This is a genomic window from Staphylococcus sp. Marseille-Q1834 (assembly GCF_916858875.1).
Taxonomy (GTDB): Bacteria; Bacillota; Bacilli; order Staphylococcales; family Staphylococcaceae; genus Staphylococcus; species Staphylococcus pragensis.
This window is the reverse complement of the sequence record NZ_CAKASN010000001.1, coordinates 282,024-306,984: the sequence shown is the minus strand read 5'-3', so window position 1 is coordinate 306,984 and position 24,961 is coordinate 282,024. Positions and strand designations below refer to the sequence as shown.

The following is a 24,961-nucleotide window of genomic DNA, read 5'->3' as shown; positions in this document are numbered from 1 at the left end:
AAATAAAACAAAATAATATCGAGAAAGTAGGGAGTTCCATGACAACTGTAGAAGTAGCCGCAACCATAGCACCAACAGAATTAGTAGATACCGTCACATTAGACGATTTAAACCAATATCAGAATGAGATAGATATAGTGGAATTACGTATTGATCAATGGCCAGAAAATCATATTCAATTGCTTACTAAAAATCTCGAAATACTACACAATCAAGGTGCTGATTTTAAAGTATTGGTCACATACCGCACAATTTCACAAGGAGGTAAAGGCAGCTTACCTTATGAAGCTTATATGAAGCTTTTACAAGATATTGCACATTTGGATTACTGTCACATGATTGATATTGAATGGGATAGTGATTATGATGTCATTGCTCATCGTGATTTTGTTCGTTTAGCACAAAGGAATGATAAACAAGTTGTAGTGTCGTATCATAATTTTCAAGAAACACCAGAAATAGACATACTAAAATTTACTTATTATAAAATGCATCAATTGAATCCTGATTATGTCAAAATTGCGGTTATGCCACAATGTCGAGAAGATGTTGCTACGTTATTACAAGCGATGGCTACAAGTGTAGATGCCGTTTATCCTAAGGTCATTGGTATTTCGATGTCACAGTTAGGCGTAGTTAGCCGAGTAGCACAAGGTGCCTTTGGAGGATCTGTTTCATACGGATGTTTAGGAACACCTCAAGCACCAGGACAACTACATGTGAAAACGTTGAAAGACCAATTGTCATTCTATGAAGACATGTAGCATACATTTGAATTTACTTATATAAAAGTTTATAATTGATAATAGTTATCATTATGAAGGAGCGATAATTGTGGAACTACAAGAAGCAATTTCTTCAAGAAGAAGTATTAAAAAATTTAAACATGATATGACTATTGATGATGACGCATTATTTGATGCGATTGAGAAAGCTACAGATGCTCCTAATCATGGGATGAGAGAGCCGTGGAGAGTTATCCATGTAGCAAAAGATAGATTAGGCGATATGAGTAGAGATGTGACACCATTCGCCTTTCCAAATAGTCCAGATAAACAAGAAGATCACTATAATGCAGTGACAAATCTAGGTGGGATGTTAGTACTAGTATTAAAGACGGACCCACGCCAACGTCAAAATCGTGAGAATTTCTTTGCGATGGGCGCGTATGCTCAAAACTTAATGTTACTATTATATGAAAAAGGTATTGGCACATGTTGGAAAACACCAACTTACATCTTTGAACCTAAAGTGCGTAAAGTATTAGGTATTAAAGATGATGAAGCGATTGCTGGTTTACTTTATTTAACAGATTTAGAAGTAGTACCACCAAAAGCACAACGTAAAAGTAAAAACTTAATTTCTGAGTATTAGAATAAAAAATGACGGCTGAGACAAATCAATGTCTTAGCCGTCTTAATTAATTTGGCAATAGATGACTAAATTAAAAATGTATTTTCTGTTCTAACCCTTACTTGTTAAATGTTTCTTCTAAGAATGATTCAACTTGTTCTGGTGATTTCGCATTAGCTGAATGTAAGTGTGCAAGTTTATTGCCATTTTCAAATACTAATAAACTTGGGATGCCCATTACTTCATTATCAGCAGCTACATCTTCAAGTTCATCACGATTGACTGTAAACCATTCATATTGGTTATATTTCTCGACGATTGGATCAATCCACATGTCCATTGCTTTACAATCAGGACACCAACCTGCTTCGAATTTCACGATAACGGGTTGGTCACTTTGGATTGTAGATTTAAATTCGTCTGTTGTTTGAATGCTTTTCATTTATATACGCTCCTTTTAATTAAATGCTAATTATATTATAACGAAATATTTATTTTAATCGAAAAATTAAGCTTAAAAAATATAGAGCGTTTACATAAGTTTTCTGATATATTTAGGTTAAATCAAAATAGGAGGTTACATCTGAATGATTAAATTTTATCAATATTCAAATTGTACGACTTGTAAAAAAGCAGCTAAATTTTTAGAGACACATGGCGTAAGTTACGAGCCGATTGATATTGTGCAACATACACCAACAAAAAAAGAATTTGAAGATATCATCGAAAAAACAGGTGTAGAAATTAATAAATTATTTAATACGCATGGAGCTAAATACAGAGAATTAGGCTTAAAAGATAAATTGAAAGATTTAGCTGATGACGAAAAATTAGAACTATTAGCTTCAGATGGAATGTTAGTTAAACGTCCATTAGCGATTTCAGGTGACAAAATAACTTTAGGATTTAAGGAAGATCAATATAAAGAAACTTGGCTATAACCCTTTTATGAAGTGATAATTTTTCATATTAGTTAAAATAGTTTAATTTTACAAATATTAATTCAATAAATTGTATCAACTTTTAATATTAATAGTTGAATGAAAAGTAACGGTATGGCATCATTAAATTGTAATTAATTTTAGGAGGGGATTTTCGTGGCAGTACCGAGCGAATTAAAATATTCTAAAGAACATGAATGGGTTAAAGTTGAAGGCAATACAGTAACAATTGGTATTACTGAATACGCACAAGGCGAATTAGGTGATATCGTATTCGTTGAATTACCAGACGTTGACGATGAAATCAACGAAGGGGATACTTTTGGTAGCGTAGAATCAGTTAAAACTGTTTCTGAATTATATGCACCAGTATCTGGTAAAATTGTTGAAACTAACGAAGAATTAGAAGATAGCCCTGAGTTCGTAAACGAATCACCATACGAAAAAGCATGGATGGTTAAAGTTGAACTTAGCGATGAAAGTCAATTAGACGAGTTATTAAGTGCTGATCAATATTCTGAAATGATTGGTGAATAATTAACAGGGAACTCCTTGATTTCGTATCATGGAGTTTTTTATTTTATAAAAATTAATTTACTCAAATATTAATACAATAACCCGCACTTAAAATACATATATGTAAGGGTAAGTATATACACGTTAAAATTAAATAATGATAGTTAGTGAGCCTTTCAAAAATAAATCATTCTAAATGTTAAGTCTTAGTAAAATAAGTTTAGAATTTGATTATTCTGTGAAGAAGTTAATGATTGTTTATTATCGACTTAGAAGGTGGATGAGCATGGCAATTTTAAATAAAGTTATTATTGTTGAAGGTAAATCTGATAAGAAGAGAGTACAACAAGTCATCGCTGAACCTGTCAATATTATCTGTACGCATGGTACAATGAGTATCGACAAGATAGATGATATGATCGAATCATTATATGATAAGCAAGTGTATGTACTTGCAGATTCAGATGACGAGGGTGAGAAAATTAGAAAGTGGTTCAAACGATATCTGAGCGAAAGTGAGCACATTTATGTTGATAAAACGTACTGTGAAGTCGCGCGATGTCCTAAAAACTATCTTGCTAATGTTTTGAGCAGATACGGTTTTACTGTTCGAAAGGAGAAGCGTCTCATACCTAATTTAACGACTGAAAGGTTAGTATTAATGAATGAGTAGTACAACAAAAGTAGAAGATATTAGAGAAAACTTCAAAGAAAATAAACATCTTATATTTGGGTATACGCCCATGTGTGGCACATGTAAAATTTCTGAGCGCATGCTAGACATCGCAAATGAGATTTTAAAATTGCCTATTAAAAAGATAGATTTAAATTTTCATCCAGAATTTAGCGAAGAAAATAAAATTATGTCCGTGCCTGTGTTAATGATTATGAGTAAGGATAAGGAACTAGATAGAATCTACGCATTTCAATCTGTACCTTATTTGTTAGAAAAATTAAAATAATGATTGACGAATTTATAGTGCAATGATAGGATATAAATTAATTAAATAGTGCGAAAACTCTTATCAAGAGAGGTGGAGGGATGTGCCCTATGAAGCCCGGCAACCGTCTAGACAATAGAAATGGTGCCAATTCACATAAAGTTTAACACTTTAGAAGATGAGAGAAAGATATTTCAATGCTTTCTCAACTTAACTAAAGTGGGAAAGCATTTTTTAATTACATAAAGTTTTAAGGAGGCACTTAACGTGATTGAATTAAATCAAGTAGTTAAACGCTATCACACAAAGAATAAAGATGTTCTAGCAGTTGATCACGTTGACTTAAAAATAGAATCAGGCTCAATTTTTGGAGTGATTGGATTCTCTGGTGCTGGTAAAAGTACGTTAATTAGAATGTTCAATAATCTAGAGGAACCTACATCAGGGGACATTATTATAGATGGCGACAATATTAACAAACTTTCAAAAGCAGAGTTAAGAAAAAAACGTCAAAAAGTAAGTATGGTATTCCAACATTTTAATCTATTGTGGTCACGAACTGTTTTAAAAAATATTATGTTTCCGCTTGAAATTGCTGGCGTCTCTAAAGAGAAAGCTAAGCAAAAAGCTTTGGAACTTGTTGAGCTTGTAGGCTTAAAAGGTAGAGAAAATGCTTATCCTTCAGAATTATCTGGTGGACAAAAGCAAAGAGTAGGTATCGCACGTGCATTGGCAAATGATCCAGACGTGTTATTGTGCGACGAAGCAACAAGTGCACTTGACCCACAAACTACCGATGAAATTTTAGATTTACTATTAAAAATAAAAGAGAGTCAAAATCTTACGATTGTTATCATCACTCATGAAATGCAAGTAATCAGACGTATTTGTGATGAAGTAGCTGTTATGGAAAATGGACGTGTCATTGAAAAAGGTAGAGTAAGTGAAGTCTTTGAAAATCCTCAACACGAAGTGACAAAACGCTTTGTCAAAGATGATTTAGATGATGACTTTGAAGAGTCAATTAAACATTTAGAACCATTAGATTCAGATGCTTACATTGTGAGACTTAATTTCAATGGCAACAACACTACTGAACCTATCGTGTCTTACATAACTAAAAATTTGAATATTGATATTAATATTCTTGAAGCAAATATTAAAAATACACGTGATGGTTCAATTGGATTTTTAGTTATCCATATTCCACATATTACGCATGAGGCTTTTGAAGAATTTAAAAATGATTTACATAAGCGATATGTCAATGTGGAGGTGATTAAGCATGAATAAATCATATGGTGATATTCTTCATGAAATGGTTACAATGCCTAATGTACAATGGCCAGATGTATGGCAAGCGATTTATGAAACGTTATATATGACTATCGTTTCAACAATCTTCGCGTTTATTCTAGGCTTAATCTTAGGTGTATTACTCTTCCTTTCAGCTAGAAGCAATTCTACTGGGGCAAAAATATTTTATAGCATAGTTTCATTTATTGTTAACTTATTCCGAGCAATTCCATTTATTATCTTAATCTTGTTATTAATTCCATTTACAAGTGTTCTTTTAGGAACAATAAGTGGTCCTACTGGTGCATTACCAGCCTTAATTATTGGTGCAGCACCATTCTACGCAAGATTAGTAGAAATTGCATTTAAGGAAATTGACAAAGGTGTCATCGAAGCGGCTCAATCAATGGGAGCAAACACATGGACAATTATTTGGAAAGTATTACTTCCAGAATCAATGCCAGCACTTGTATCAGGTATTACTGTTACAGCGATTGCTTTAGTTGGTTCAACTGCAATTGCCGGTGTTATTGGTGCAGGCGGTTTAGGTAACTTAGCTTACTTAACTGGTTTCACACGTAGCCAAAATGATGTCATTTTAGTTTCAACAGTCTTCATTTTAATTATTGTATTTATAATTCAATTCATTGGGGATTGGATTGCAAATAAAATTGATAAACGATAAGGGAAAAGAGGTTTGATTTAATGAAAAAACTTTTAAGTTTATTTTTAGTACTTACACTTACTGTTGTATTAGCCGCATGTGGAAATGGCGGAGGGGACAAAGATAAAAAAATCGTAGTTGGTGCTTCACCAGCTCCTCACGCTGAAATCTTAGAAAAAGCAAAACCTTTACTTAAAAAGAAAGGCTATGACTTAGAAATTAAAACAATTAACGACTACACTACACCAAACAAATTATTAGATAAAGGTGAATTAGACGCTAACTATTTCCAACACGTACCTTACTTAAAAACTGAAAGTAAAGAAAAAGGATACAAAATTGAAGATGCTGGTAAAGTTCACTTAGAACCAATGGCTGTATATTCTAAAAAATATAAAAGCTTAAAAGACCTTCCAAAAGGTGCTACAGTATACGTTTCTAACAACCCAGCTGAACAAGGTCGTTTCTTAAAATTCTTCGTTGATGAAGGTTTAATTAAAATCAAAAAAGGTGTTAAAATCGAAGACGCTAAATTCGAAGATATCACTGAAAACAAAAAAGACATTAAATTCAATAACAAACAATCAGCTGAATACTTACCAAAAATTTATCAAAATCAAGATGTAGATGCTGCTATCATCAACTCTAACTATGCAATTGATCAAGGTTTAAACCCTCAAAAAGATTCAATCGTAGTTGAAAAAGCAAACGACAATCCTTATGCTAACTTAATTGCTGTTCAAAAAGGACACAAAGATGATGAAAAAATCAAAGCTTTAGTTGAAGTATTACAGTCTAAAGATATTCGTGATTTCATCAATGATAAATATAAAGGTGCCGTTGTACCTGCTAAATAATATTTGAAATAAGTTAAAGCCCTGTAACCGTTATGGTTCAGGGCTTTTGTTATGTAGAGACTGATGATAATAGTTATTACTTGAATGTTTTTAAAATGTCGAAAGGTATCTATAAAGTAGCGCAACTCCAAAACTACCTGAGCCTGCACTATAATCGAATTTAATTATTTCGATATTTGGGTTTTCTTCTAAAAATCGATTTACTTTTTTATTTAAACCATTTTCTGTCATTGCAGTAAAATGTATAAATCTCATTTTTAACTCAGTCCTTTCTAATATAATATGTACTGTTACCACCTATTATATACAATTTATTAAGATTAAAAAATTCTCAGTAAATGAAGAAAATATGTTTAACATAGAAAAGTACGGGTACATAATAATTAAATAAGACATACAGTCTATCAAGGAGGAATTTCAAATGGCTGAAGATAAATTTGAACAAGCAAAAGGTAATATTAAAGAAACAGTTGGTAACGCAACTGATAATAAAGATTTAGAAAAAGATGGCCAAGGTGACAAAGCTTCTGGCAAAGCAAAAGAAGTTGTTGATAACGTAAAAGAAAAAGCTAACGACTTAATCGACAAAGTTAAAGGCGACGACAATAAATAATTCGTTAAATAACTAGTAAAGCCTAGGTGCTATATGCGTCTAGGCTTTTTTATGTTTTAACTTAATAAATATTAATTAATGTATGATACTAACATATTTAAAAATTAATCAAAAAAATATTACCACGCCTATTATTTTTAAATTATAATTTAATTATAAATAAAGGGTGGGTGATTTATAATGACGACAAATTATATTTTAGGTTTAGATATTGGTATTACCTCAGTAGGTTATGGGATTATAAATTATGAAGATAAAACTATTATTGATGCTGGTGTTAGATTGTTTCCAGAAGCTAATGTTGAAAATAATGAAGGAAGAAGAAGTAAAAGAGGTGCGCGTAGATTAAAAAGAAGAAGAATTCATAGGTTAGATCGTATTAAACAACTTTTAAATGAATATAAGTTAGTGGAATTAAATGATGTACCTAAATCTACCAATCCATATGACATTCGTGTAAAAGGATTAAAAGAAGAATTAACACGTGAAGAATTAGTTATTGCATTATTACATTTAGCAAAAAGAAGAGGTATACATAATATTGATGTAGTAGAACAAGACGGTGAAGAAGGAAACCAACTTTCTACCAAAGAACAGTTGTCTAAAAATAAAAATTTATTAAAAGATAAATTTGTGTGTGAGTTATTATTAGAAAGATTTAATGAAGGGAAAGTTCGCGGAGAAGAAAATAGATTTAAGACTTCGGATATTATTAAAGAAGCTGAACAAATTTTAAAAGTACAGAAAAACATCCATAATTTAGATGAGCATTTCATTAATAAATATATAGAATTAGTTAAAACAAGAAGAGAATATTTTGAAGGTCCTGGCGAAGGAAGTCCATTTGGCTGGAATGGAGATCTAAAAAAATGGTATGAAATGTTAATGGGCCATTGTACTTATTTTCCTGAAGAATTGAGAAGTGTAAAATATGCATATTCTGCTGATTTATTTAATGCGTTAAATGATTTGAATAATTTAGTGATTCAAAGAGATGGATCAACTAAACTTGAGTATTATGAAAAATATCACATTATTGAGAATGTATTTAAACAAAAGAAAAAACCTACATTAAAACAAATAGCTAACGAAATTGGTGTCACTCCTGAAGATATTAAAGGATATAGAATTACTAAATCTGGTAAAGAAAATTTTACAGAATTTAAATTATATCATGATTTGAAAAAGGTTCTAAAAGACCAAAGCATTTTAGAAAATGTATCTCTTTTAGATCAAATCGCAGAAATTTTAACAGTTTATCAAGACAAAGGAAGTATTAAAAATGAATTAAGTAAGTTAGATGAAACAATAAATGAGACAGATAAAGAAAATATTTCTAATTTAACGGGGTATAACGGCACCCATAGATTATCATTAAAATGTATCAATTTAGTATTAGAAGAATTATGGCATTCATCGAGAAATCAAATGGAAATATTCTCTTATTTAAATATTAAACCTAAAAAAATTGATTTGAAAAAATCTAATAAAATTCCAAAAGATATGATAGATGAATTTATACTATCTCCAGTGGTTAAAAGAACATTTGGCCAAGCTATTAATGTGATTAATAAAATTATTGAAAAATATGGTATACCTAACGATATTATTATTGAATTAGCCAGAGAGAATAACTCTAAAGATAAACAAAAGTTTATCAATGGACTTCAAAGGAAAAATGAAAAAACAAGACAACGCATCAATGAAATTATCGGGGAATATGGGAATCAAAATGCTAAAAGATTAGTTGAAAAAATTAAACTACATGATGAGCAAGAAGGAAAATGTTTATATTCATTAGAGAGCATACCTTTAGAGGACTTACTTAATAATCCTAATTATTATGAAGTCGATCATATTATTCCGCGATCAGTATCATTTGATAATTCATATCAAAATAAAGTTTTAGTTAAACAGACAGAAAATAGTAAAAAAGGTAACCGAACTCCTTATCAATATCTTAATTCAGGAGAAGCCAAAATTTCTTATAATCAATTTAAGCAACATATCTTAAATTTAAGTAAATCAAAAGATAGAATTTCTAAGAAAAAGAAAGAATATTTATTAGAAGAACGTGATATCAATAAATTTGAGGTCAAAAAAGAATTTATTAATCGAAACTTAGTAGGTACGCGCTATGCTACAAGAGAATTATCAAATTATTTAAAAGCTTATTTTAGTGCTAATGATATGAATGTCAAAATTAAAACTATCAATGGTAGCTTTACTGATTATTTAAGAAAAGTATGGAAATTTAAAAAAGAAAGAAATCATGGTTATAAACATCATGCAGAAGACGCTTTAATTATTGCTAACGCAGACTTTTTATTTAAAGAAAATAAAAAGTTAAAAGAAGCGAATAAAGTACTTGAAAAACCTACAGAAAGTAATGAATTAAATAAAGTAGAAAATTCTACAAGAATAAAAAATGAAGATGAATATAAAGAATTATTTAATATCCCTCAACAAGTAACTGATATCAAAGAATTTAAAGATTTTAAATTCTCTCATAGAGTTGATAAAAAGCCTAATAGACAACTAATAAATGATACTCTGTATTCAACGAGACAAGTAGGAGACGACGCTTATATAGTTCAAACAATTAAAAATATATATAGTAAAGATAATACGGATTTAAAGAAACATTTTAATAAAAATCCTGAAAAATTTTTAATGTACCAACATGATCCTAAAACATTCGAAAAGTTAGAAACGATTATGAAACAATATTCTAATGAAAAAAATCCATTGGCTAAATATCATGAGGAAACGGGAGAGTATTTAACTAAATATAGTAAAAAAGATAATGGGCCTATAGTTAAAACAATTAAGATGTTAAGCAATAAAGTTGGTAATCATTTGGATGTCACTCATAAGTATGAAGACTCAAAAAAACAATTAGTGAGATTATCAATTAAATCGCTTCGTTTCGATGTTTACTTAACTGATAAAGGATATAAATTTATAACGATTTCGTACTTAGATATTCTTAAGAAAGATAGTTACTATTACATTCCAACTGAAACATATAATAATTTAAAAGCAAATAAAAGTATTGATAAAAGTTCACAATTTATAGGAAGTTTTTATTATAATGATTTAATTGAACTAGACGGTGAAGTATATAAAATTATAGGAGTTAACAGTGACAAGCGAAATTTAATAGAATTAGATTTACCCAACATTAGATATAAAGAATATTGCGAATTAAATAATGTTAAAGGTGAAGCAAGAATTAAAAAAACAATAGGTAAGAAAGTGAAATCAATAAAAATATTGCATACTGATGTATTAGGAAATATATATTATCAGAAAAATATTCAAAAACCACAATTACTTTTTAAACGAGGTAATTAAAATGAGTTGGAGAATAGTTTATGTTACAGATGTAAATCATATGTCATTAAACTTAAATAGCTTAAAAATAAGAAAAGGAGATTTAGAAACTAAAATTCCCCTGCCTGATATTTTTGCTTTAGTAGTTGAAGATTTAACTGTTACTATTACATCTAGACTTTTAGTCGAACTTTCGAATTATAATATTTTAGTTATTTTTTGTAATCAGAAACATTTACCAGAGTGTACCCTACAACCTATTTCTGGACATTTTAATCAGTATATACAAATGAAAGAACAGTTGAAGTGGGATGAAGCACGGAAAAGTGAACTATGGCGCATAATCGTTAAAAATAAAATTCAAAATCAAATTGAATGCATGAGATATATGAATGTTGAACATAATAGAATACAAAAAATGAACGAATTAAAAAATTCAGTAGCTCTCTTTGATAGAAATAATATAGAAGGCCAAGCTGCTAAGTATTATTTCAATAGCTTTTTTCAAAATTTTACTAGAGATAATGAAGAGCTAATAGAAAATGCTGTATTAAATTACGGCTATACCATTCTTAATTCTGCCATTGCTAGGACAATTGTAGCTAAAGGATTAATACCGGCTATTGGTATCCACCATATTGGAGGAAGAAATCATTTTAACCTAGCCTTGGATTTAATAGAGCCTTTTAGAGCATTAGTTGATCTATTCTTGTTAAAACATCCACCTGAAGATTATTTAACAAAAGAATATAGGTTAAAAATAATTAATTTACTACATGCGCGTGTTGAAATTGATGGTAAGATGCAAACGGTGATAAGGGCAATAGATATCATGGTACAATCAATAATTGAGTACTTTAAAGATGGTGACATTCAATCATTAAAATTTCCTAATCTTAAGAAATATCATTTTTATGAGCTATAGATTTATGAGAGTATTACTAATGTTTGATTTACCTGTAGAAACAAAAAAACAAAGAAGAATTTATAGTAAATTTAGAAAAAGGTTAATTGAAGATGGTTTTTTAATGATGCAATACTCAATTTATATTAAAAGTGTTATTAATAAAGATGCTGCAAATCAAACTATAAAAAGAGTGAATTCTTTTTTACCTGTGGAAGGACATGTTAGAGCATTAATTATTACGGAAAAACAATATCAACATATGCAAATATTATTGGGTGAAGAAAATCAAAATATTGAAATATTAGGGGATAATCGTACGATTATTTTTTAAAAGGATGGCTTATGGAACATATAATTTGGCAAATAAAATCTGAGTTAGTGCCTAAAGTTAATTTGAATATTGGGAATTATACTGCTATTTATAATGAGCATGAAACAATTGAAGAAGATTTACTAGAAACTATTAGTCAATATTTTAAAAAAAGAAATTCAAACAAAAATGAGGTTTCCATCATTGATGTTTTAAATCAAGAGTCAGTATCAAATTTAGAATATGAAAGTATAATAATTGATAATAACAAAATTGAGGAAGAACATGCTTTAAGTTCCTCCTCAATTTTAAATAAGAAAATTCAAAGAGATTACTCCAATAATTTTGAAAGTTCGGGATACATAAATTCAATGAACATTCTTTTATCTGATTTATTAGAGAATATAAATCATAATGATTTGCCCTTAAAAACAAAGACTTTCGATATAAAGCAATTTATTAAATTATTAAGTTTTGAATTTGAATTAAAAAAAGATTACTCAAAGCTGATTACTCGAATTGAAAACATTCTACCTTTAATAGTAGACGAATTGAACACTCAATTCAGTAATAAATTATTGTTAATTTATTTATATCCAGAAGCAAATTTAAGTCCCAATGAACAAATAAAGTTAAAAGCTTTATTGGAGTCACTAGGAGTTAAAATTATTGTTTTAACAGGATCGCTGCATTTTATGTCTAAAGAATGGAAATTTAATAATTATATAAGAAATGAAGAACAAAAGATAAATAATGATTTTATTGATAAACTACTTTGGCATGCACCTCTTAATTATCGAAGAAAAGAATTAGAAGAAAGTTTAAACCGTTTTATTTTAACTTATCATGATAAAATCGAAGTAAATCCTACAATATCTAATTATCAAATATCACAAATTATGTTATTTAATTCTATTGATTTGTATGTAGGAATATCATATTTACAACATTGTAATCATAAATTTAAGTTAAATCTTAAAGATGACCAATTATCAGAAAGTATTAAAAAATATATTGATCAATTATCAAAATATTAATTGATTAACTACATATATTAGATTTATTATTAAAGTAATGGGGGAGTTTAGATAGCTTCCCAGTACGTACTAAATTTTCTCTTACTAAATAGTGCTAGAGGTTTTAGTACTCTGTAATTTTAGGTATAAGTGAGACTTGTTTTAATGAATAAATAACCATCTTTTGGTTTTAGTACTCTGTAATTTTAGGTATAAGTGAGACGGATTGATTAAATATGACTGAAACAATTAAGTTTTAGTACTCTGTAATTTTAGGAATAAGTAAAACCCAATGGATTGCCTTACTTTACTCGCGGGCGTTTTAGTACTCTACAAAATTAGTAATGATGATAAATATTTAAATGTTTAATTAGTTTTGATTTCTAATATTTAAATTTAAATGAATTTGAGAGGGGATAATATACTCGGAAAATCAGTAATCTTGGTTAAATGAAAAAAGGCTATTTTGAGTAATATATCTATAAAATACATAAGTCAATTAATAGTTGACTTTATGCCACTGTTAGAAATATAATATAGTTGTAGAACAAGTTTAGCTAACTTGTACTTATACCTAAAATTACAGAATCTACTAAAACAAGACTATATGTCGTGTTTATCCCAACAATTTATTGTTGGGATTTTTTGTTTGAAAAATAATTATTTGTTAATCAAAAACGTCAACGAAGTTATTCTCTTCGCTGACGTTAATTTTATTTTTTAAATTTACTAGTTCTCATTTTCACTGGTAATTTTACCTAATGTATAACTACCGGCAAATCCAATTATCAATAATACGATTGCTATTAACCACTCAAATGAACCACTAGGTAAACCAGGGAATACGGCATAAATTGAGCCAATAACAAATCCAGTAATTAAAGCAAATGTCATGACAAAATGATGATGTAAAAAGTATTTGATCATACGGCTTGAAAGTAAAAAGCCTACGATAATACCAAGTCCTACAATTATCAATACAGGCAAGCCATCAAAGTTAAATTTAACTAGGTCTGCAACTGCTAACATTACTGTTCCATAAGCACCAAATACTAACAACATAAACGATCCTGAAATTCCAGGTAATAACATAGCACTAGAAGCACATACACCAGCTAAAAAATATTTAATAATAAGACTAAAAGATAAATGAAGTGTTGTGTCTGCACTTTGTTCACCTGAATTCATTAAAGTGATTGCCACTAGAATGATGATACCTAGTATTAAAACCACATAGTGCTTGGCTTGGAATGTTTCTTTAAAATTCGCCGTTCTTAATAAGTATGGAATAATGCCAATGATTAATCCAGTAAAGAAAAACATGGTAACCACTTGATGATGTTCTAATAAATAATTAATAAGGTTACTTAAAATACCAATGGCTAATCCCATTCCTATTATTATAGGAAGTAAAAATTTCAAACTAGGCCAAAATCGCTTAGAGAATAAACCGCTAATCGATGAAATGAAATCATCGTATATACCTAATAATAAAGCGATAGTACCTCCACTAATTCCGGGAATTAAATCAGTCGTTCCCATTCCAAATCCTTTTGCAATATTAATCCACCTAAAACCTTGCATGAATGTCTCCTTTCTAAATAAAAGTTAAATTGCATCATAACAGATTTTCATAGATTAAGGAAATCTTTTGAAAATAAAATTACAAAATAGTTATAAATATATTCTAATAAGTTATTGAGAACAACAAGCCTATGATTATCAGTTTCATTGTACTAAATTAAGCTAGATAAAAATCATTTTAGTTAAATAATGACTCTAATTTAGCGTTTTAATAAGTTTATATTAGGGGATATTTGCGTTATAATGAAGTGTATTAAAGTACACAAAGTCTTTTTGACTACAAATTAAAATTATTATAAACTAGTTAAGAAAACTTTATATTTACGGAGGGAATATAAATGTCATCAACATTAGAAATCAAAGACCTACATGTGTCTATTGAAGATAAAGAAATTTTAAAAGGTGTTAATTTAACAGTTAGTACAAATGAAGTACATGCAATCATGGGACCAAATGGTACAGGTAAATCTACTTTATCATCTGCAATTATGGGACATCCATCATACGAAGTAACACAAGGTGAAGTGTTATTAGATGGCGTTAATATTTTAGAATTAGAAGTTGATGAAAGAGCTAAAGCAGGTCTTTTCTTAGCTATGCAATATCCATCAGAAATTACTGGTGTAACAAATGCGGACTTCATGCGTTCTGCTATCAATGCTAAACGTGAAGAAGGTCAAGAAATTAACTTAATGCAATTCATTAAGAAATTAGATAAACAAATGGACTTCTTAGATATCGATAAAGATATGGCGCAACGTTACTTAAATGAAGGTTTCTCAGGCGGTGAGAAAAAACGTAACGAAATTTTACAATTAATGATGTTAGAACCTAAATTTGCCATTCTTGACGAAATTGACTCAGGTTTAGATATCGATGCATTAAAAGTTGTATCTAAAGGTATCAATGAAATGCGCGGTGAAAACTTTGGTGCATTAATGATTACGCACTATCAACGTTTATTAAACTACATTACTCCAGACAAAGTACACGTTATGTACGGTGGTAAAGTAGTTAAATCAGGTGGCCCAGAATTAGCTAAACGTCTTGAAGAAGAAGGTTACGAATGGGTTAAAGAAGAATTTGGTGCTCAAGAATAGTCTATAAATGTTCATTTAAATGATGAAACATGACAGAGCTTAGTCAATGTCACTAGCTTAACTAAAGCTATTAAATATGTAAGGCTGGGAAAGCTTACCTTGCGAAAGTAAAAAAGAGGTAAAGTCGTTCTACAGTCGCTAAAACTTTTCATCAAGTAGGAGGAAAAAGAGTTATGACAACTGAAACTTTGAACATTTCTGAAGAACAACTTGTTGATTATTCTAAAGCGCACAATGAACCTTCTTGGATGACTGAATTACGTCAAAAAGCGTTGAAATTAACAGAAACTTTAGAAATGCCTAAACCAGATAAAACTAAATTAAGAAAATGGGATTTCGATACATTTAAAGAACATAATGTTGAAGGAAAAGCATTCAATGATTTATCAGAACTTCCTGAAGCAGTAAAAAACATTATCGACGTTGAAAACTCTAAAAACTTAATTATCCAACACAATAATGCGTTAGCTTATACACAAGTATCTGAACAAGCGCAAAACAACGGTGTTATTATTGAAGGTTTATCTGACGCATTAGTAAATCACAGTGATTTAGTTCAAAAATATTTAATGACTGAAGCAGTAAGTGTTGATGAACATCGCTTAACAGCATTACACACTGCTTTAATGAATGGTGGCGTATTCGTTTACGTTCCTAAAAATGTAGTAGTTGAAGATCCTATTCAATACGTTGTATTACATGATGACGAGAATGCTAGCTTCTACAACCATGTGATTATCGCAACTGAAGAAAGTGCTGAAGTCACTTACGTTGAGAACTATCTTTCAACTGCAAGTGGTGAAGGTAACCAATTAAACATTATTTCTGAAGTTATCGCAGGTGCTAACTCAAATATCACTTACGGTTCAGTAGATTACCTTGATAAAGGCTTCACTGGTCATATCATTCGTCGCGGTACAACTGCAGCAGATGCTTCAATTAATTGGGCATTAGGCTTAATGAATGAAGGTAGCCAAATTATTGATAATACTACAAATTTAATTGGCGACCGTTCTACGAGTGAACTTAAATCAGTAGTCGTTGGAACTGGCGATCAAAAGATTAACCTTACATCTAAAATCGTTCAATACGGTAAAGAAACAAATGGTTATATCTTGAAACATGGGGTTATGCTTGAGAACGCATCATCTATCTTTAATGGTATTGGCTATATTAAACATGGTGGTACGAAATCTATCGCTAACCAAGAATCACGTGTTTTAATGCTTTCTGAACATGCACGTGGTGATGCTAACCCAATCTTATTAATTGATGAAGATGACGTAGAAGCAGGACACGCAGCATCAGTTGGACGTGTAGATCCAGAACAACTTTACTACTTAATGAGCCGTGGTATTTCTCAAAGAGAAGCTGAACGCTTAGTCATTCATGGTTTCTTAGATCCAGTTGTACGTGAATTACCAATCGAAGACGTTAAACGTCAATTAAGAGAAGTTATCGAATTAAAAGTAAACAAATAATCGAAGACGAGATTTTTAATAACAGAAAGGTCGTGAATAAAGTGGCCGAAACTTCATTAAATATTGAGGAAATTATCAAAGATTTTCCTATTTTAAATCAAAAAGTTAATGGAAAAAGATTAGCCTATCTTGATTCAACAGCGACAAGTCAAAAACCAGTCCAAGTGTTAAATGTGTTAGATGATTACTATAAACGTTATAATTCTAACGTTCACCGTGGCGTACACACACTTGGTTCACTTGCAACAGACGGTTATGAAGGTGCACGTGAAACGGTTCGACGTTTCATTAACGCAAAATATTTTGAAGAAGTCATCTTTACTAGAGGAACAACAGCTTCTATTAATATTGTGGCACGTAGTTATGGTGATGCGAATATTGAAGAGGGCGATGAAATTGTTGTGACTGAAATGGAACATCATGCGAATATCGTACCTTGGCAACAATTAGCTAAACGTAAAAACGCATCTTTAAAATTCATCCCTATGACAGATGAGGGAGAATTACGCATTGAAGATGTCAAAGCGACAATTAATGATAAAACAAAAATCGTAGCAATTGCTCATGTATCGAATGTACTTGGTACAATTAACGACGTTAAAGAAATCGCTAAGATTGCTCATGAACATGGCGCAATTATTAGTGTAGATGGTGCGCAATCTGCCCCTCATATGGATATTGATGTCCAAGACTTAGATGCTGATTTCTTCAGTTTCAGTGGTCATAAAATGTTAGGTCCAACAGGTGTCGGCGTATTATACGGTAAACGTGATTTACTTAAAGATATGGAACCTGTTGAATTTGGCGGTGACATGATTGACTTCGTAAGTAAATATGATGCGACTTGGGCAGACTTACCTACGAAGTTTGAAGCAGGTACGCCATTAATCGCTCAAGCTATCGGTTTAGCTGAAGCTATCCGTTATATTGAACAATTAGGATTTGAAGCGATTCACAAACATGAAAAAGAACTTACAGAATATGCATATGATCAAATGTCAGCTATCGAAGGATTAGAAATTTATGGTCCACCAAAAGAAAGACGCGCTGGTGTGATTACATTTAACTTAGCTGACATTCATCCTCATGATGTTGCAACTGCTGTTGATACAGAAGGTGTTGCAGTAAGAGCAGGACATCACTGTGCGCAACCATTAATGAAATGGCTAAATGTTTCATCAACTGCTCGTGCTAGTTTCTACATTTACAATACGAAAGAAGATGTTGATCAATTAGTTGAAGCATTGAAACAAACGAAGGAGTTTTTCTTTTATGAATTTTAATAATTTAGATCAACTTTATAGATCTGTAATTATGGATCATTATAAAAACCCTAGAAACAAAGGCGTTTTAGACAATGGATCAATGACAGTAGATATGAACAATCCTACTTGTGGTGATCGCATCAGATTAACATTTGATATCGAAGACGGCATGATTAATGATGCTAAATTTGAAGGTGAAGGTTGTTCAATTTCAATGTCTAGTGCATCAATGATGACTGAAGCCGTAAAAGGCCATACGTTAGGCGAAGCGATGCAAATGAGTCAAGAATTCACTAAAATGATGCTTGGCGAAGACTATGAAATTACTGAAGATATGGGAGATATTGAAGCATTATCAGGTGTTTCACAATTCCCTGCTCGAATTAAATGTGCTACTTTAGCTTGGAAAGCACTCGAAAAAGGTACAGTTGAAAAAGAAGGTAAAGCTGAAGGTACTACTGAAGACTAAGCAGTTCTGACTAAACTTTTGAGTTGAGTAAAGTTATTATTCAACTCAAAAGATAGTAGTATTAAAAACATAACTTCATTTAACTTTTTACACTTTTGACTTTTTATGTAAGTTGCATGTTGTTACAATGACAATATAAATAATGAATATTAAAAATCTCACGCACGACGTTTAAATATATTTAAGGAGTGATTGAAATGGCTAAAAAAGCACCTGATGTTGGGGATTATAAATATGGTTTCCATGATGAGGATGTTTCCATTTTCCGATCAGAACGTGGTTTAACAGAAAATATTGTTAGAGAAATTTCTAAAATGAAGGACGAGCCAGAATGGATGCTTGACTTCAGATTAAAAGCTTTAAAATTATTCTATAAAATGCCAATGCCTCAATGGGGTGGCGACTTATCAGAATTAGACTTTGATGACATCACATACTACGTTAAACCTTCAGAGCATACAGAACGTTCTTGGGACGAAGTACCTGAAGAAATTAAACGTACATTTGATAAATTAGGTATTCCTGAAGCTGAGCAAAAATATCTAGCAGGTGTTTCTGCGCAATATGAATCAGAAGTTGTTTATCACAACATGGAAAAAGAATTAGAAGAAAATGGTATCATCTTTAAAGATACGGATAGTGCGTTACGTGAAAACGAAGAACTATTCAAAGAATACTTTGCTTCTGTTATTCCAGCAGCTGACAACAAATTCGCAGCATTAAACTCAGCAGTATGGTCAGGTGGTTCATTCATCTATGTACCTAAAAACGTTAAATTAGATACACCATTACAAGCATACTTCCGTATTAACTCAGAAAACATGGGACAATTCGAACGTACATTAATCATTGCGGATGAAGGTGCTTCAGTAAACTACGTTGAAGGTTGTACTGCACCAGTTTATACAACAAGCTCACTACACTCAGCAGTAGTTGAAATCATCGTTCATAAAGATGCACACGTACGTTATACTACAATCCAAAACTGGGCAAACAACGTTTATAACTTAGTTACGAAACGTACGTTTGTTCATGAAAATGGTAACATGGAATGGGTTGACGGTAACTTAGGATCTAAGTTAACAATGAAATACCCTAACTGTGTACTTTTAGGTGAAGGTGCGAAAGGTAGTACGTTATCAATCGCATTCGCTGGTAAAGGACAAGTTCAAGATGCTGGTGCCAAAATGATTCATAAAGCACCAAACACATCTTCAACTATCGTTTCTAAATCTATTTCTAAAAATGGTGGTAAAGTTATCTATCGTGGTATCGTTCACTTCGGACGTAAAGCGAAAGGTGCGCGTTCTAACATTGAATGTGATACTTTAATCTTAGATAACGAATCTACTTCAGATACAATTCCTTACAATGAAGTATTCAATGACAATATTTCATTAGAACATGAAGCGAAAGTTTCTAAAGTATCAGAAGAACAATTATTCTACTTAATGAGCCGTGGTATTTCTGAAGAAGAAGCAACTGAAATGATCGTAATGGGCTTCATTGAACCATTCACAAAAGAATTACCAATGGAATATGCAGTAGAAATGAACCGTTTAATTAAATTCGAAATGGAAGGTAGTATCGGTTAATTTCAACCTATAAGACTACCTATTTCTTAGTAAATAATATGAACGTCAACGTATTTATGTTTTATAAATACGTTGGCGTTTTTTATTGATTTATAAGAAAGGAATTAGCGTTTATCTAAATTTAGCGTAGGGAATGGTAGATATAAACTAAGTACTTTTCAATTATCAAAAATAATAATTAGAAAGGGGATGCTTGGTATATGTGGAATTCAAATCAACTCTCCCAATTATTAAAGGTCCAATATCCCATTATTCAAGCAGGTATGGCTGGTAGTACGACACCGGAGTTAGTTGCTTCAGTAAGTAATAATGGTGCTCTAGGGACAATTGGGGCAGGTTATATGTCAGCAGAAAAACTGGATGCAGAAATTCAGAAAGTTCAAGCGTTAACGTCTAAACCATTTGGAGTGAATTTATTTGTAACTGGTTACAATGATTATTCACATCAACAAGTTGAACAAATGAATGCATGGTTAAAACCATATCGTCGAGCATTAAATCTTGAAGAACCTACAGTCAATATCACGGAAGAACAACAGTTTATGAATGCAATTGATAATGTCATTAAACATCAAGTGCCAATATGTTGTTTTACCTTTGGTATTCCTGAACAAAATATTATCAAAAAGCTTAAACAAGCGAATGTAACATTAATTGGAACTGCGACGACTGTAGAAGAAGCCATTGAGAATGAGCGTGCGGGCATAGATGTGGTCGTTGCTCAAGGGAGTGAAGCAGGTGGACACAGAGGTTCATTTCTACCTCATCCTAAGCAACAACAAGCACTTATAGGGACGATGTCACTTGTCCCTCAAATGGTAGATCATGTTTCAATACCTGTTGTAGCTGCAGGTGGAATTATGGATGGTCGCGGTATTGTAGCAAGTTTAGTTCTTGGTGCACAAGGTGTGCAGATGGGGACGGCTTTCTTAACAGCTAAAGAAAGTGGCGCTAATAATGTGGTGAAGCAGACGATTTTGAATAGTATAGAAACTGACACAGTAGTTACGAATGTGTTTAGTGGGAAATTCGCACGTGGGGTAAATAATGACTTTGTAAAAGAAATGAGTCAATATGATGGAGACATTCTACCTTATCCAGTGCAGAATCAGTTAACAAATGCTATTCGTAAGCATGCAGCTTCTAATGGTAATAAAGAATGGACTCATATATGGAGTGGTCAATCGCCACGTCTAGCTACGACACAACATGTAGACCAATTAATGAATAATCTTGTTAAGCAAGTTGAGGATTTAGTTAGGATTGTAGAGTAATTTTTTAAAAAATATAACTGTAAACAACCCCTTTCACTCGTGGTCAACTTATACGTTTTTTGGTCATTTACTTGAAGTAAACTTCTGACGTTACGTATTCTGTTTCCTCGATTGAAAGGGTTTTTCAATTTTTTATACATTTTATTAATAACATCAAATATCGAGTATGGGGGAGTGCATTTTCCAAAAATAATAAGAAAATGTAAAGTTAGTATTGAACAAGTGATAACTTAAAAATGAATATGGTATCATAAAGCTGGTGATAAAAAATGATTAATATAGGTCTTACTGGATGGGGAGATCACTACTCATTGTATGAGGATATGGAGCGACAATCGGATAAGTTAAAGACATATTCAGGGCACTTTCCGCTTGTTGAACTTGATCCCTCTTATTATGCCATCCAACCAGAACGAAATATACAGAAGTGGATTAAGGAAACGCCAGATCGCTTTGAATTTGTCGTGAAAATTCATCAAGCATTGACACTGCATGCCGATTATAAAGCGTTTGCCGATTCACGACAAGAATTATTTGAGCAATTTAAACTGATGCTTCAACCGTTGATTGAACATCGTAAATTGGCAATGGTGTTAGTGCAATTTCCACCATGGTTTGATTGTACAACACAGAATATTAATTATATCTTGTATGTACGAGAACAACTAAAAGATATTCCTATGTGCGTTGAATTTCGACATCAGTCTTGGTTTAATGAACAATTTAAAGAACAGACGTTAGCGTTTTTAACTGAACATCAGATTATTCATGCTGTTGTAGATGAACCTCAAGTGAAAGAAGGTTCGGTCCCATTAGTTAATCGTATTACCGCTGATAAAGCCTTTGTACGTTATCACGGTAGAAATAAGCAAGGATGGACGAAAAAAGATATGACAGATCAAGAATGGCGAGATGTCCGTTATTTATATGATTATAATAAGGAAGAACTTACAGATTTAGCGAAAAAGGTTAAAATATTAGAACAGAAAGCTAAAAAAGTTTATGTGGTATTTAACAATAACTCGGGTGGCCATGCAGCACAAAATGCGAAAGTGTATCAAGACATATTAAATATAGAATACACGGGCTTAGCCCCACAACAATTAAAATTATTCTAAGAGGCGAAATATAGTGTTATTGACAATTATTTTATTAATTTTAATCGGTTTATTATCAGCTGTACTTGGGTCACTGGTAGGGATAGGTGGCGGCATTATTATCGTGCCAACACTAGTGTATTTAGGTGTTAATCATGATTTGTTACATGGGATTACCACTCAAATCGCAATAGGAACATCTTCAGTCATTTTAATTGTTACAGGGCTGTCTTCTTCTATTGGATATTTGAAAACGAAGCAAGTAGATATTAAAAATGGTTCTATCTTTTTATTTGGTTTACTACCGGGGTCATTAGTTGGGTCATTTATTAGTCGATATTTGACGCTAGACTCTTTTAATTTATACTTTGGTATTTTTATGATTTTAGTTTCTATTTTACTTATGGTACGTCATAAAATTAAACCATTTAAAATTTTCGATAAAGAAAAGTACCGCAAAACGTATATTGATGCTGATGGGAAAACATATCATTACAGTGTGCCACCATTCTTTGCGTTTTTCGCAACGTTATTTATTGGTGTGTTAACTGGATTATTTGGTATAGGTGGCGGTACGTTAATGACACCACTAATGCTGATTGTCTTTAGATTTCCACCTCATGTCGCAGTGGGTACAAGTATGATGATGATTTTCTTCTCAAGTGTAATGAGTTCGATTGGACATATTATTCAAGGACACGTCGCATGGTCGTATTCAATTGTCTTAATTATTTCAAGTTACATAGGTGCCCAAATCGGTGTACGTGTGAACCGCTCTATTAAGTCAGAAACAGTAGTGACGTTATTACGTACTGTAATGTTGATTATGGGTATATATTTAATTATTAAATCTTTTCTTTAAATAAATATAGGGGGAATTTAAGTGAAGTTAACTATTTATCATTCAAATGACATTCATAGTCATTTAAACGAATATGCACGCATCACATCATATATGGCGGAACATAGACCTAAACTTCAACATCCCTCGTTATATCTAGATATTGGCGACCACGTAGATTTATCGGCGCCAGTCACAGAAGCCACTTTAGGTAAGAAGAATGTAGAACTACTTAATGCAGCACATTGCGATATTGCCACAATCGGTAACAATGAAGGCATGACGATTTCTCATGAAGCGTTAAACAATTTATATAATGAAGCTAAATTTGAAGTCATTTGTACCAATGTAATTGATGAAGAAGGGCACTTACCTCATAATATTGCAACATCGACTATTAGAGAAATTAAAGGTGTGCGCTTTTTATTTGTAGCAGCGACAGCACCATTTACACCGTTTTATCGTGCGTTAGATTGGATTGTGACAGACCCTTTAGAAGCGATGAAAGATGAAATTGCGCAACGGCATGGTCAATATGATGTACTTATCGTCATGAGTCATGTTGGTGTCTTCTTTGATGAGAAATTATGCCAAGAAATTCCAGAGATTGACGTGATTTTAGGTAGTCACACCCATCACCATTTTGATGAAGGTGAAATTAATAATGGTGTGTTAATGGCTGCTGCTGGTAAATATGGCTACTATTTAGGTGAGGTCAACTTAACTATTGAAGATAAGAAAGTCGTGTCGAAAGAGGCGGTTTTACATCCTGTCGAAACGTTACCATTAGTGGAGACAGATTTTGAAAATGAAGGCAAAAAACTTTTAAGTGACCCAGTGATTAATCATCCAGTGAAACTACTTGGCAAAACTGATGTTATTACAGAAACAACATATTTATTAGCTGAGAGCGTATTTGAATTCACAAATGCAGATTGTACCATTATTAATGCAGGATTAATCGTTAATGGAATTGAAGCGGACAAAGTAACAGAATACGATATTCACAAAATGTTACCACATCCGATTAACGTGGTCAGAGTGAGACTTAAAGGTGCAGATTTGAAAAAAGTCATCGTTAAAAGTCAAAAACAAGAATATATGCATGAACATGTCCAAGGTCTTGGATTTAGAGGCGATATCTTTGGCGGTTACATCTTATATAACTGTGGCTTTATTGAATCAGAAAATCGTTTCTTTATTAATGGAGAGGAAATCGAAGATGACGGCAATTATATTTTAGGTACTGTGGATATGTACACATTTGGTCGCTATTTCCCTCTATTAAAAGGGAAGTCAATTGATTATTTAATGCCAGAATTTTTACGAGACATTTTTAAAGAGAAATTGCTAGACAAGTAAATAAATCATAAAAAATTTAATACCTTTTCATAAATAAAAGTGAAAACCAATAAGAGTTTTAATTTTATAAGTTATTACATTTTAATTTAAAGTAAATTTCGTTATAATAGGAAAAGATAGATTATACAGGAGGGTATGCGTTG

At 31.6% G+C, this 24,961-nt stretch carries 25 protein-coding genes and 1 riboswitch; of the genes, 23 read left to right on the top strand and 2 right to left on the bottom strand.

Annotated features, from left to right (window positions below; translation table 11 throughout):
- The first annotated feature begins 38 nt into the window (after positions 1–38).
- Positions 39–764: a type I 3-dehydroquinate dehydratase gene (aroD, locus tag LIX58_RS01605; protein WP_154836549.1), complete on the top strand. Its 726-nt coding sequence runs from the start codon at positions 39–41 to the stop codon at positions 762–764.
- A gap of 70 nt (positions 765–834) precedes the next feature.
- On the top strand, positions 835–1,374 hold the full coding sequence (locus LIX58_RS01600; protein WP_154836550.1) for a nitroreductase: 540 nt from the start codon (positions 835–837) through the stop codon (positions 1,372–1,374).
- A 97-nt stretch (positions 1,375–1,471) separates the two neighbouring features.
- Here the strand turns inward: LIX58_RS01600 and LIX58_RS01595 are convergent, their stop codons facing one another.
- Positions 1,472–1,795 (bottom strand): thioredoxin family protein, encoded by a 324-nt coding sequence (locus tag LIX58_RS01595; protein WP_126565168.1) that lies wholly within the window; start codon positions 1,793–1,795, stop codon positions 1,472–1,474.
- 145 nt (positions 1,796–1,940) lie between these two features.
- On the opposite strand from LIX58_RS01595, the gene LIX58_RS01590 reads away from it, so the two are divergent.
- From LIX58_RS01590 to LIX58_RS01535, 12 genes are all read left to right on the top strand, one after another.
- Entirely contained in the window at positions 1,941–2,294 is a 354-nt protein-coding gene (locus tag LIX58_RS01590) for an arsenate reductase family protein (RefSeq protein WP_126565169.1), read from the top strand.
- A 156-nt stretch (positions 2,295–2,450) separates the two neighbouring features.
- A complete protein-coding gene (gcvH, locus tag LIX58_RS01585; protein WP_103298694.1) occupies positions 2,451–2,831 on the top strand; it encodes a glycine cleavage system protein GcvH in 381 nt (126 codons plus the stop codon).
- Between the two features lie 265 nt (positions 2,832–3,096).
- The gene (locus LIX58_RS01580) at positions 3,097–3,483 is read left to right on the top strand and encodes a toprim domain-containing protein (protein ID WP_126565170.1); all 387 of its coding nucleotides are present in this window, start codon (positions 3,097–3,099) and stop codon (positions 3,481–3,483) included.
- The gene (locus LIX58_RS01575; RefSeq protein ID WP_126565171.1) at positions 3,476–3,772 is read left to right on the top strand and encodes a thioredoxin family protein; all 297 of its coding nucleotides are present in this window, start codon (positions 3,476–3,478) and stop codon (positions 3,770–3,772) included. The genes LIX58_RS01580 and LIX58_RS01575 overlap by 8 nt, the downstream gene beginning before the upstream one ends.
- A gap of 57 nt (positions 3,773–3,829) precedes the next feature.
- Positions 3,830–3,936, top strand: a riboswitch (SAM riboswitch).
- An 82-nt stretch (positions 3,937–4,018) separates the two neighbouring features.
- A complete protein-coding gene (locus LIX58_RS01570) occupies positions 4,019–5,044 on the top strand; it encodes a methionine ABC transporter ATP-binding protein (protein ID WP_154836551.1) in 1,026 nt (341 codons plus the stop codon).
- A complete protein-coding gene (locus LIX58_RS01565) occupies positions 5,037–5,732 on the top strand; it encodes a methionine ABC transporter permease (protein ID WP_126565173.1) in 696 nt (231 codons plus the stop codon). The genes LIX58_RS01570 and LIX58_RS01565 overlap by 8 nt, the downstream gene beginning before the upstream one ends.
- Before the next feature lie 20 nt (positions 5,733–5,752).
- Positions 5,753–6,568 carry a MetQ/NlpA family ABC transporter substrate-binding protein gene (locus LIX58_RS01560; protein ID WP_126565174.1) on the top strand — a complete coding sequence of 272 codons (816 nt, stop codon included), beginning with the start codon at positions 5,753–5,755 and terminating at the stop codon, positions 6,566–6,568.
- A gap of 421 nt (positions 6,569–6,989) precedes the next feature.
- Positions 6,990–7,181, top strand: a complete 192-nt coding sequence (locus tag LIX58_RS01555) for a CsbD family protein (protein ID WP_126565175.1) — start codon at positions 6,990–6,992, stop codon at positions 7,179–7,181.
- 180 nt (positions 7,182–7,361) lie between these two features.
- The gene (cas9, locus tag LIX58_RS01550; protein WP_226386018.1) at positions 7,362–10,538 is read left to right on the top strand and encodes a type II CRISPR RNA-guided endonuclease Cas9; all 3,177 of its coding nucleotides are present in this window, start codon (positions 7,362–7,364) and stop codon (positions 10,536–10,538) included.
- Between the two features lies 1 nt (position 10,539).
- Positions 10,540–11,442, top strand: coding sequence for a type II CRISPR-associated endonuclease Cas1 (gene cas1 / locus LIX58_RS01545; protein WP_226386017.1), 903 nt, complete (start codon positions 10,540–10,542; stop codon positions 11,440–11,442).
- Positions 11,432–11,755: a CRISPR-associated endonuclease Cas2 gene (gene cas2, locus LIX58_RS01540; RefSeq protein WP_154836553.1), complete on the top strand. Its 324-nt coding sequence runs from the start codon at positions 11,432–11,434 to the stop codon at positions 11,753–11,755. Before cas1 ends, cas2 begins: the two co-directional genes overlap by 11 nt.
- A gap of 11 nt (positions 11,756–11,766) precedes the next feature.
- The gene (locus LIX58_RS01535) at positions 11,767–12,771 is read left to right on the top strand and encodes a hypothetical protein (protein ID WP_126565179.1); all 1,005 of its coding nucleotides are present in this window, start codon (positions 11,767–11,769) and stop codon (positions 12,769–12,771) included.
- A gap of 708 nt (positions 12,772–13,479) precedes the next feature.
- Here LIX58_RS01535 and LIX58_RS01530 read toward each other — a convergent pair.
- On the bottom strand, positions 13,480–14,334 hold the full coding sequence (locus LIX58_RS01530) for a DUF368 domain-containing protein (RefSeq protein ID WP_126565180.1): 855 nt from the start codon (positions 14,332–14,334) through the stop codon (positions 13,480–13,482).
- A gap of 338 nt (positions 14,335–14,672) precedes the next feature.
- Between LIX58_RS01530 and sufC the strand changes: the two genes are divergently transcribed.
- The 9 genes from sufC (at position 14,673) to LIX58_RS01485 (ending at position 24,818) form a co-directional block, all read left to right on the top strand.
- A complete protein-coding gene (gene sufC, locus LIX58_RS01525; protein WP_126565181.1) occupies positions 14,673–15,434 on the top strand; it encodes a Fe-S cluster assembly ATPase SufC in 762 nt (253 codons plus the stop codon).
- Between the two features lie 173 nt (positions 15,435–15,607).
- The gene (sufD, locus tag LIX58_RS01520) at positions 15,608–16,915 is read left to right on the top strand and encodes a Fe-S cluster assembly protein SufD (protein WP_126565182.1); all 1,308 of its coding nucleotides are present in this window, start codon (positions 15,608–15,610) and stop codon (positions 16,913–16,915) included.
- Between the two features lie 32 nt (positions 16,916–16,947).
- The gene (locus LIX58_RS01515; protein WP_186805167.1) at positions 16,948–18,198 is read left to right on the top strand and encodes a cysteine desulfurase; all 1,251 of its coding nucleotides are present in this window, start codon (positions 16,948–16,950) and stop codon (positions 18,196–18,198) included.
- Positions 18,188–18,649 (top strand): Fe-S cluster assembly sulfur transfer protein SufU, encoded by a 462-nt coding sequence (gene sufU / locus LIX58_RS01510; RefSeq protein WP_126565184.1) that lies wholly within the window; start codon positions 18,188–18,190, stop codon positions 18,647–18,649. The genes LIX58_RS01515 and sufU overlap by 11 nt, the downstream gene beginning before the upstream one ends.
- Positions 18,650–18,846: 197 nt before the next feature.
- Positions 18,847–20,244, top strand: coding sequence for a Fe-S cluster assembly protein SufB (sufB, locus tag LIX58_RS01505; protein WP_154836555.1), 1,398 nt, complete (start codon positions 18,847–18,849; stop codon positions 20,242–20,244).
- A gap of 200 nt (positions 20,245–20,444) precedes the next feature.
- On the top strand, positions 20,445–21,518 hold the full coding sequence (locus LIX58_RS01500) for an NAD(P)H-dependent flavin oxidoreductase (protein ID WP_226386016.1): 1,074 nt from the start codon (positions 20,445–20,447) through the stop codon (positions 21,516–21,518).
- Positions 21,519–21,787: 269 nt separating this feature from the next.
- Positions 21,788–22,636: a DUF72 domain-containing protein gene (locus tag LIX58_RS01495; protein WP_154836557.1), complete on the top strand. Its 849-nt coding sequence runs from the start codon at positions 21,788–21,790 to the stop codon at positions 22,634–22,636.
- Positions 22,637–22,649: 13 nt separating this feature from the next.
- Positions 22,650–23,477 carry a sulfite exporter TauE/SafE family protein gene (locus LIX58_RS01490; RefSeq protein WP_154836558.1) on the top strand — a complete coding sequence of 276 codons (828 nt, stop codon included), beginning with the start codon at positions 22,650–22,652 and terminating at the stop codon, positions 23,475–23,477.
- Positions 23,478–23,498: 21 nt separating this feature from the next.
- Complete coding sequence (locus LIX58_RS01485) at positions 23,499–24,818, top strand: bifunctional metallophosphatase/5'-nucleotidase (RefSeq protein ID WP_154836559.1); 1,320 nt, start codon at positions 23,499–23,501, stop codon at positions 24,816–24,818.
- Positions 24,819–24,961 lie beyond the last annotated feature (143 nt).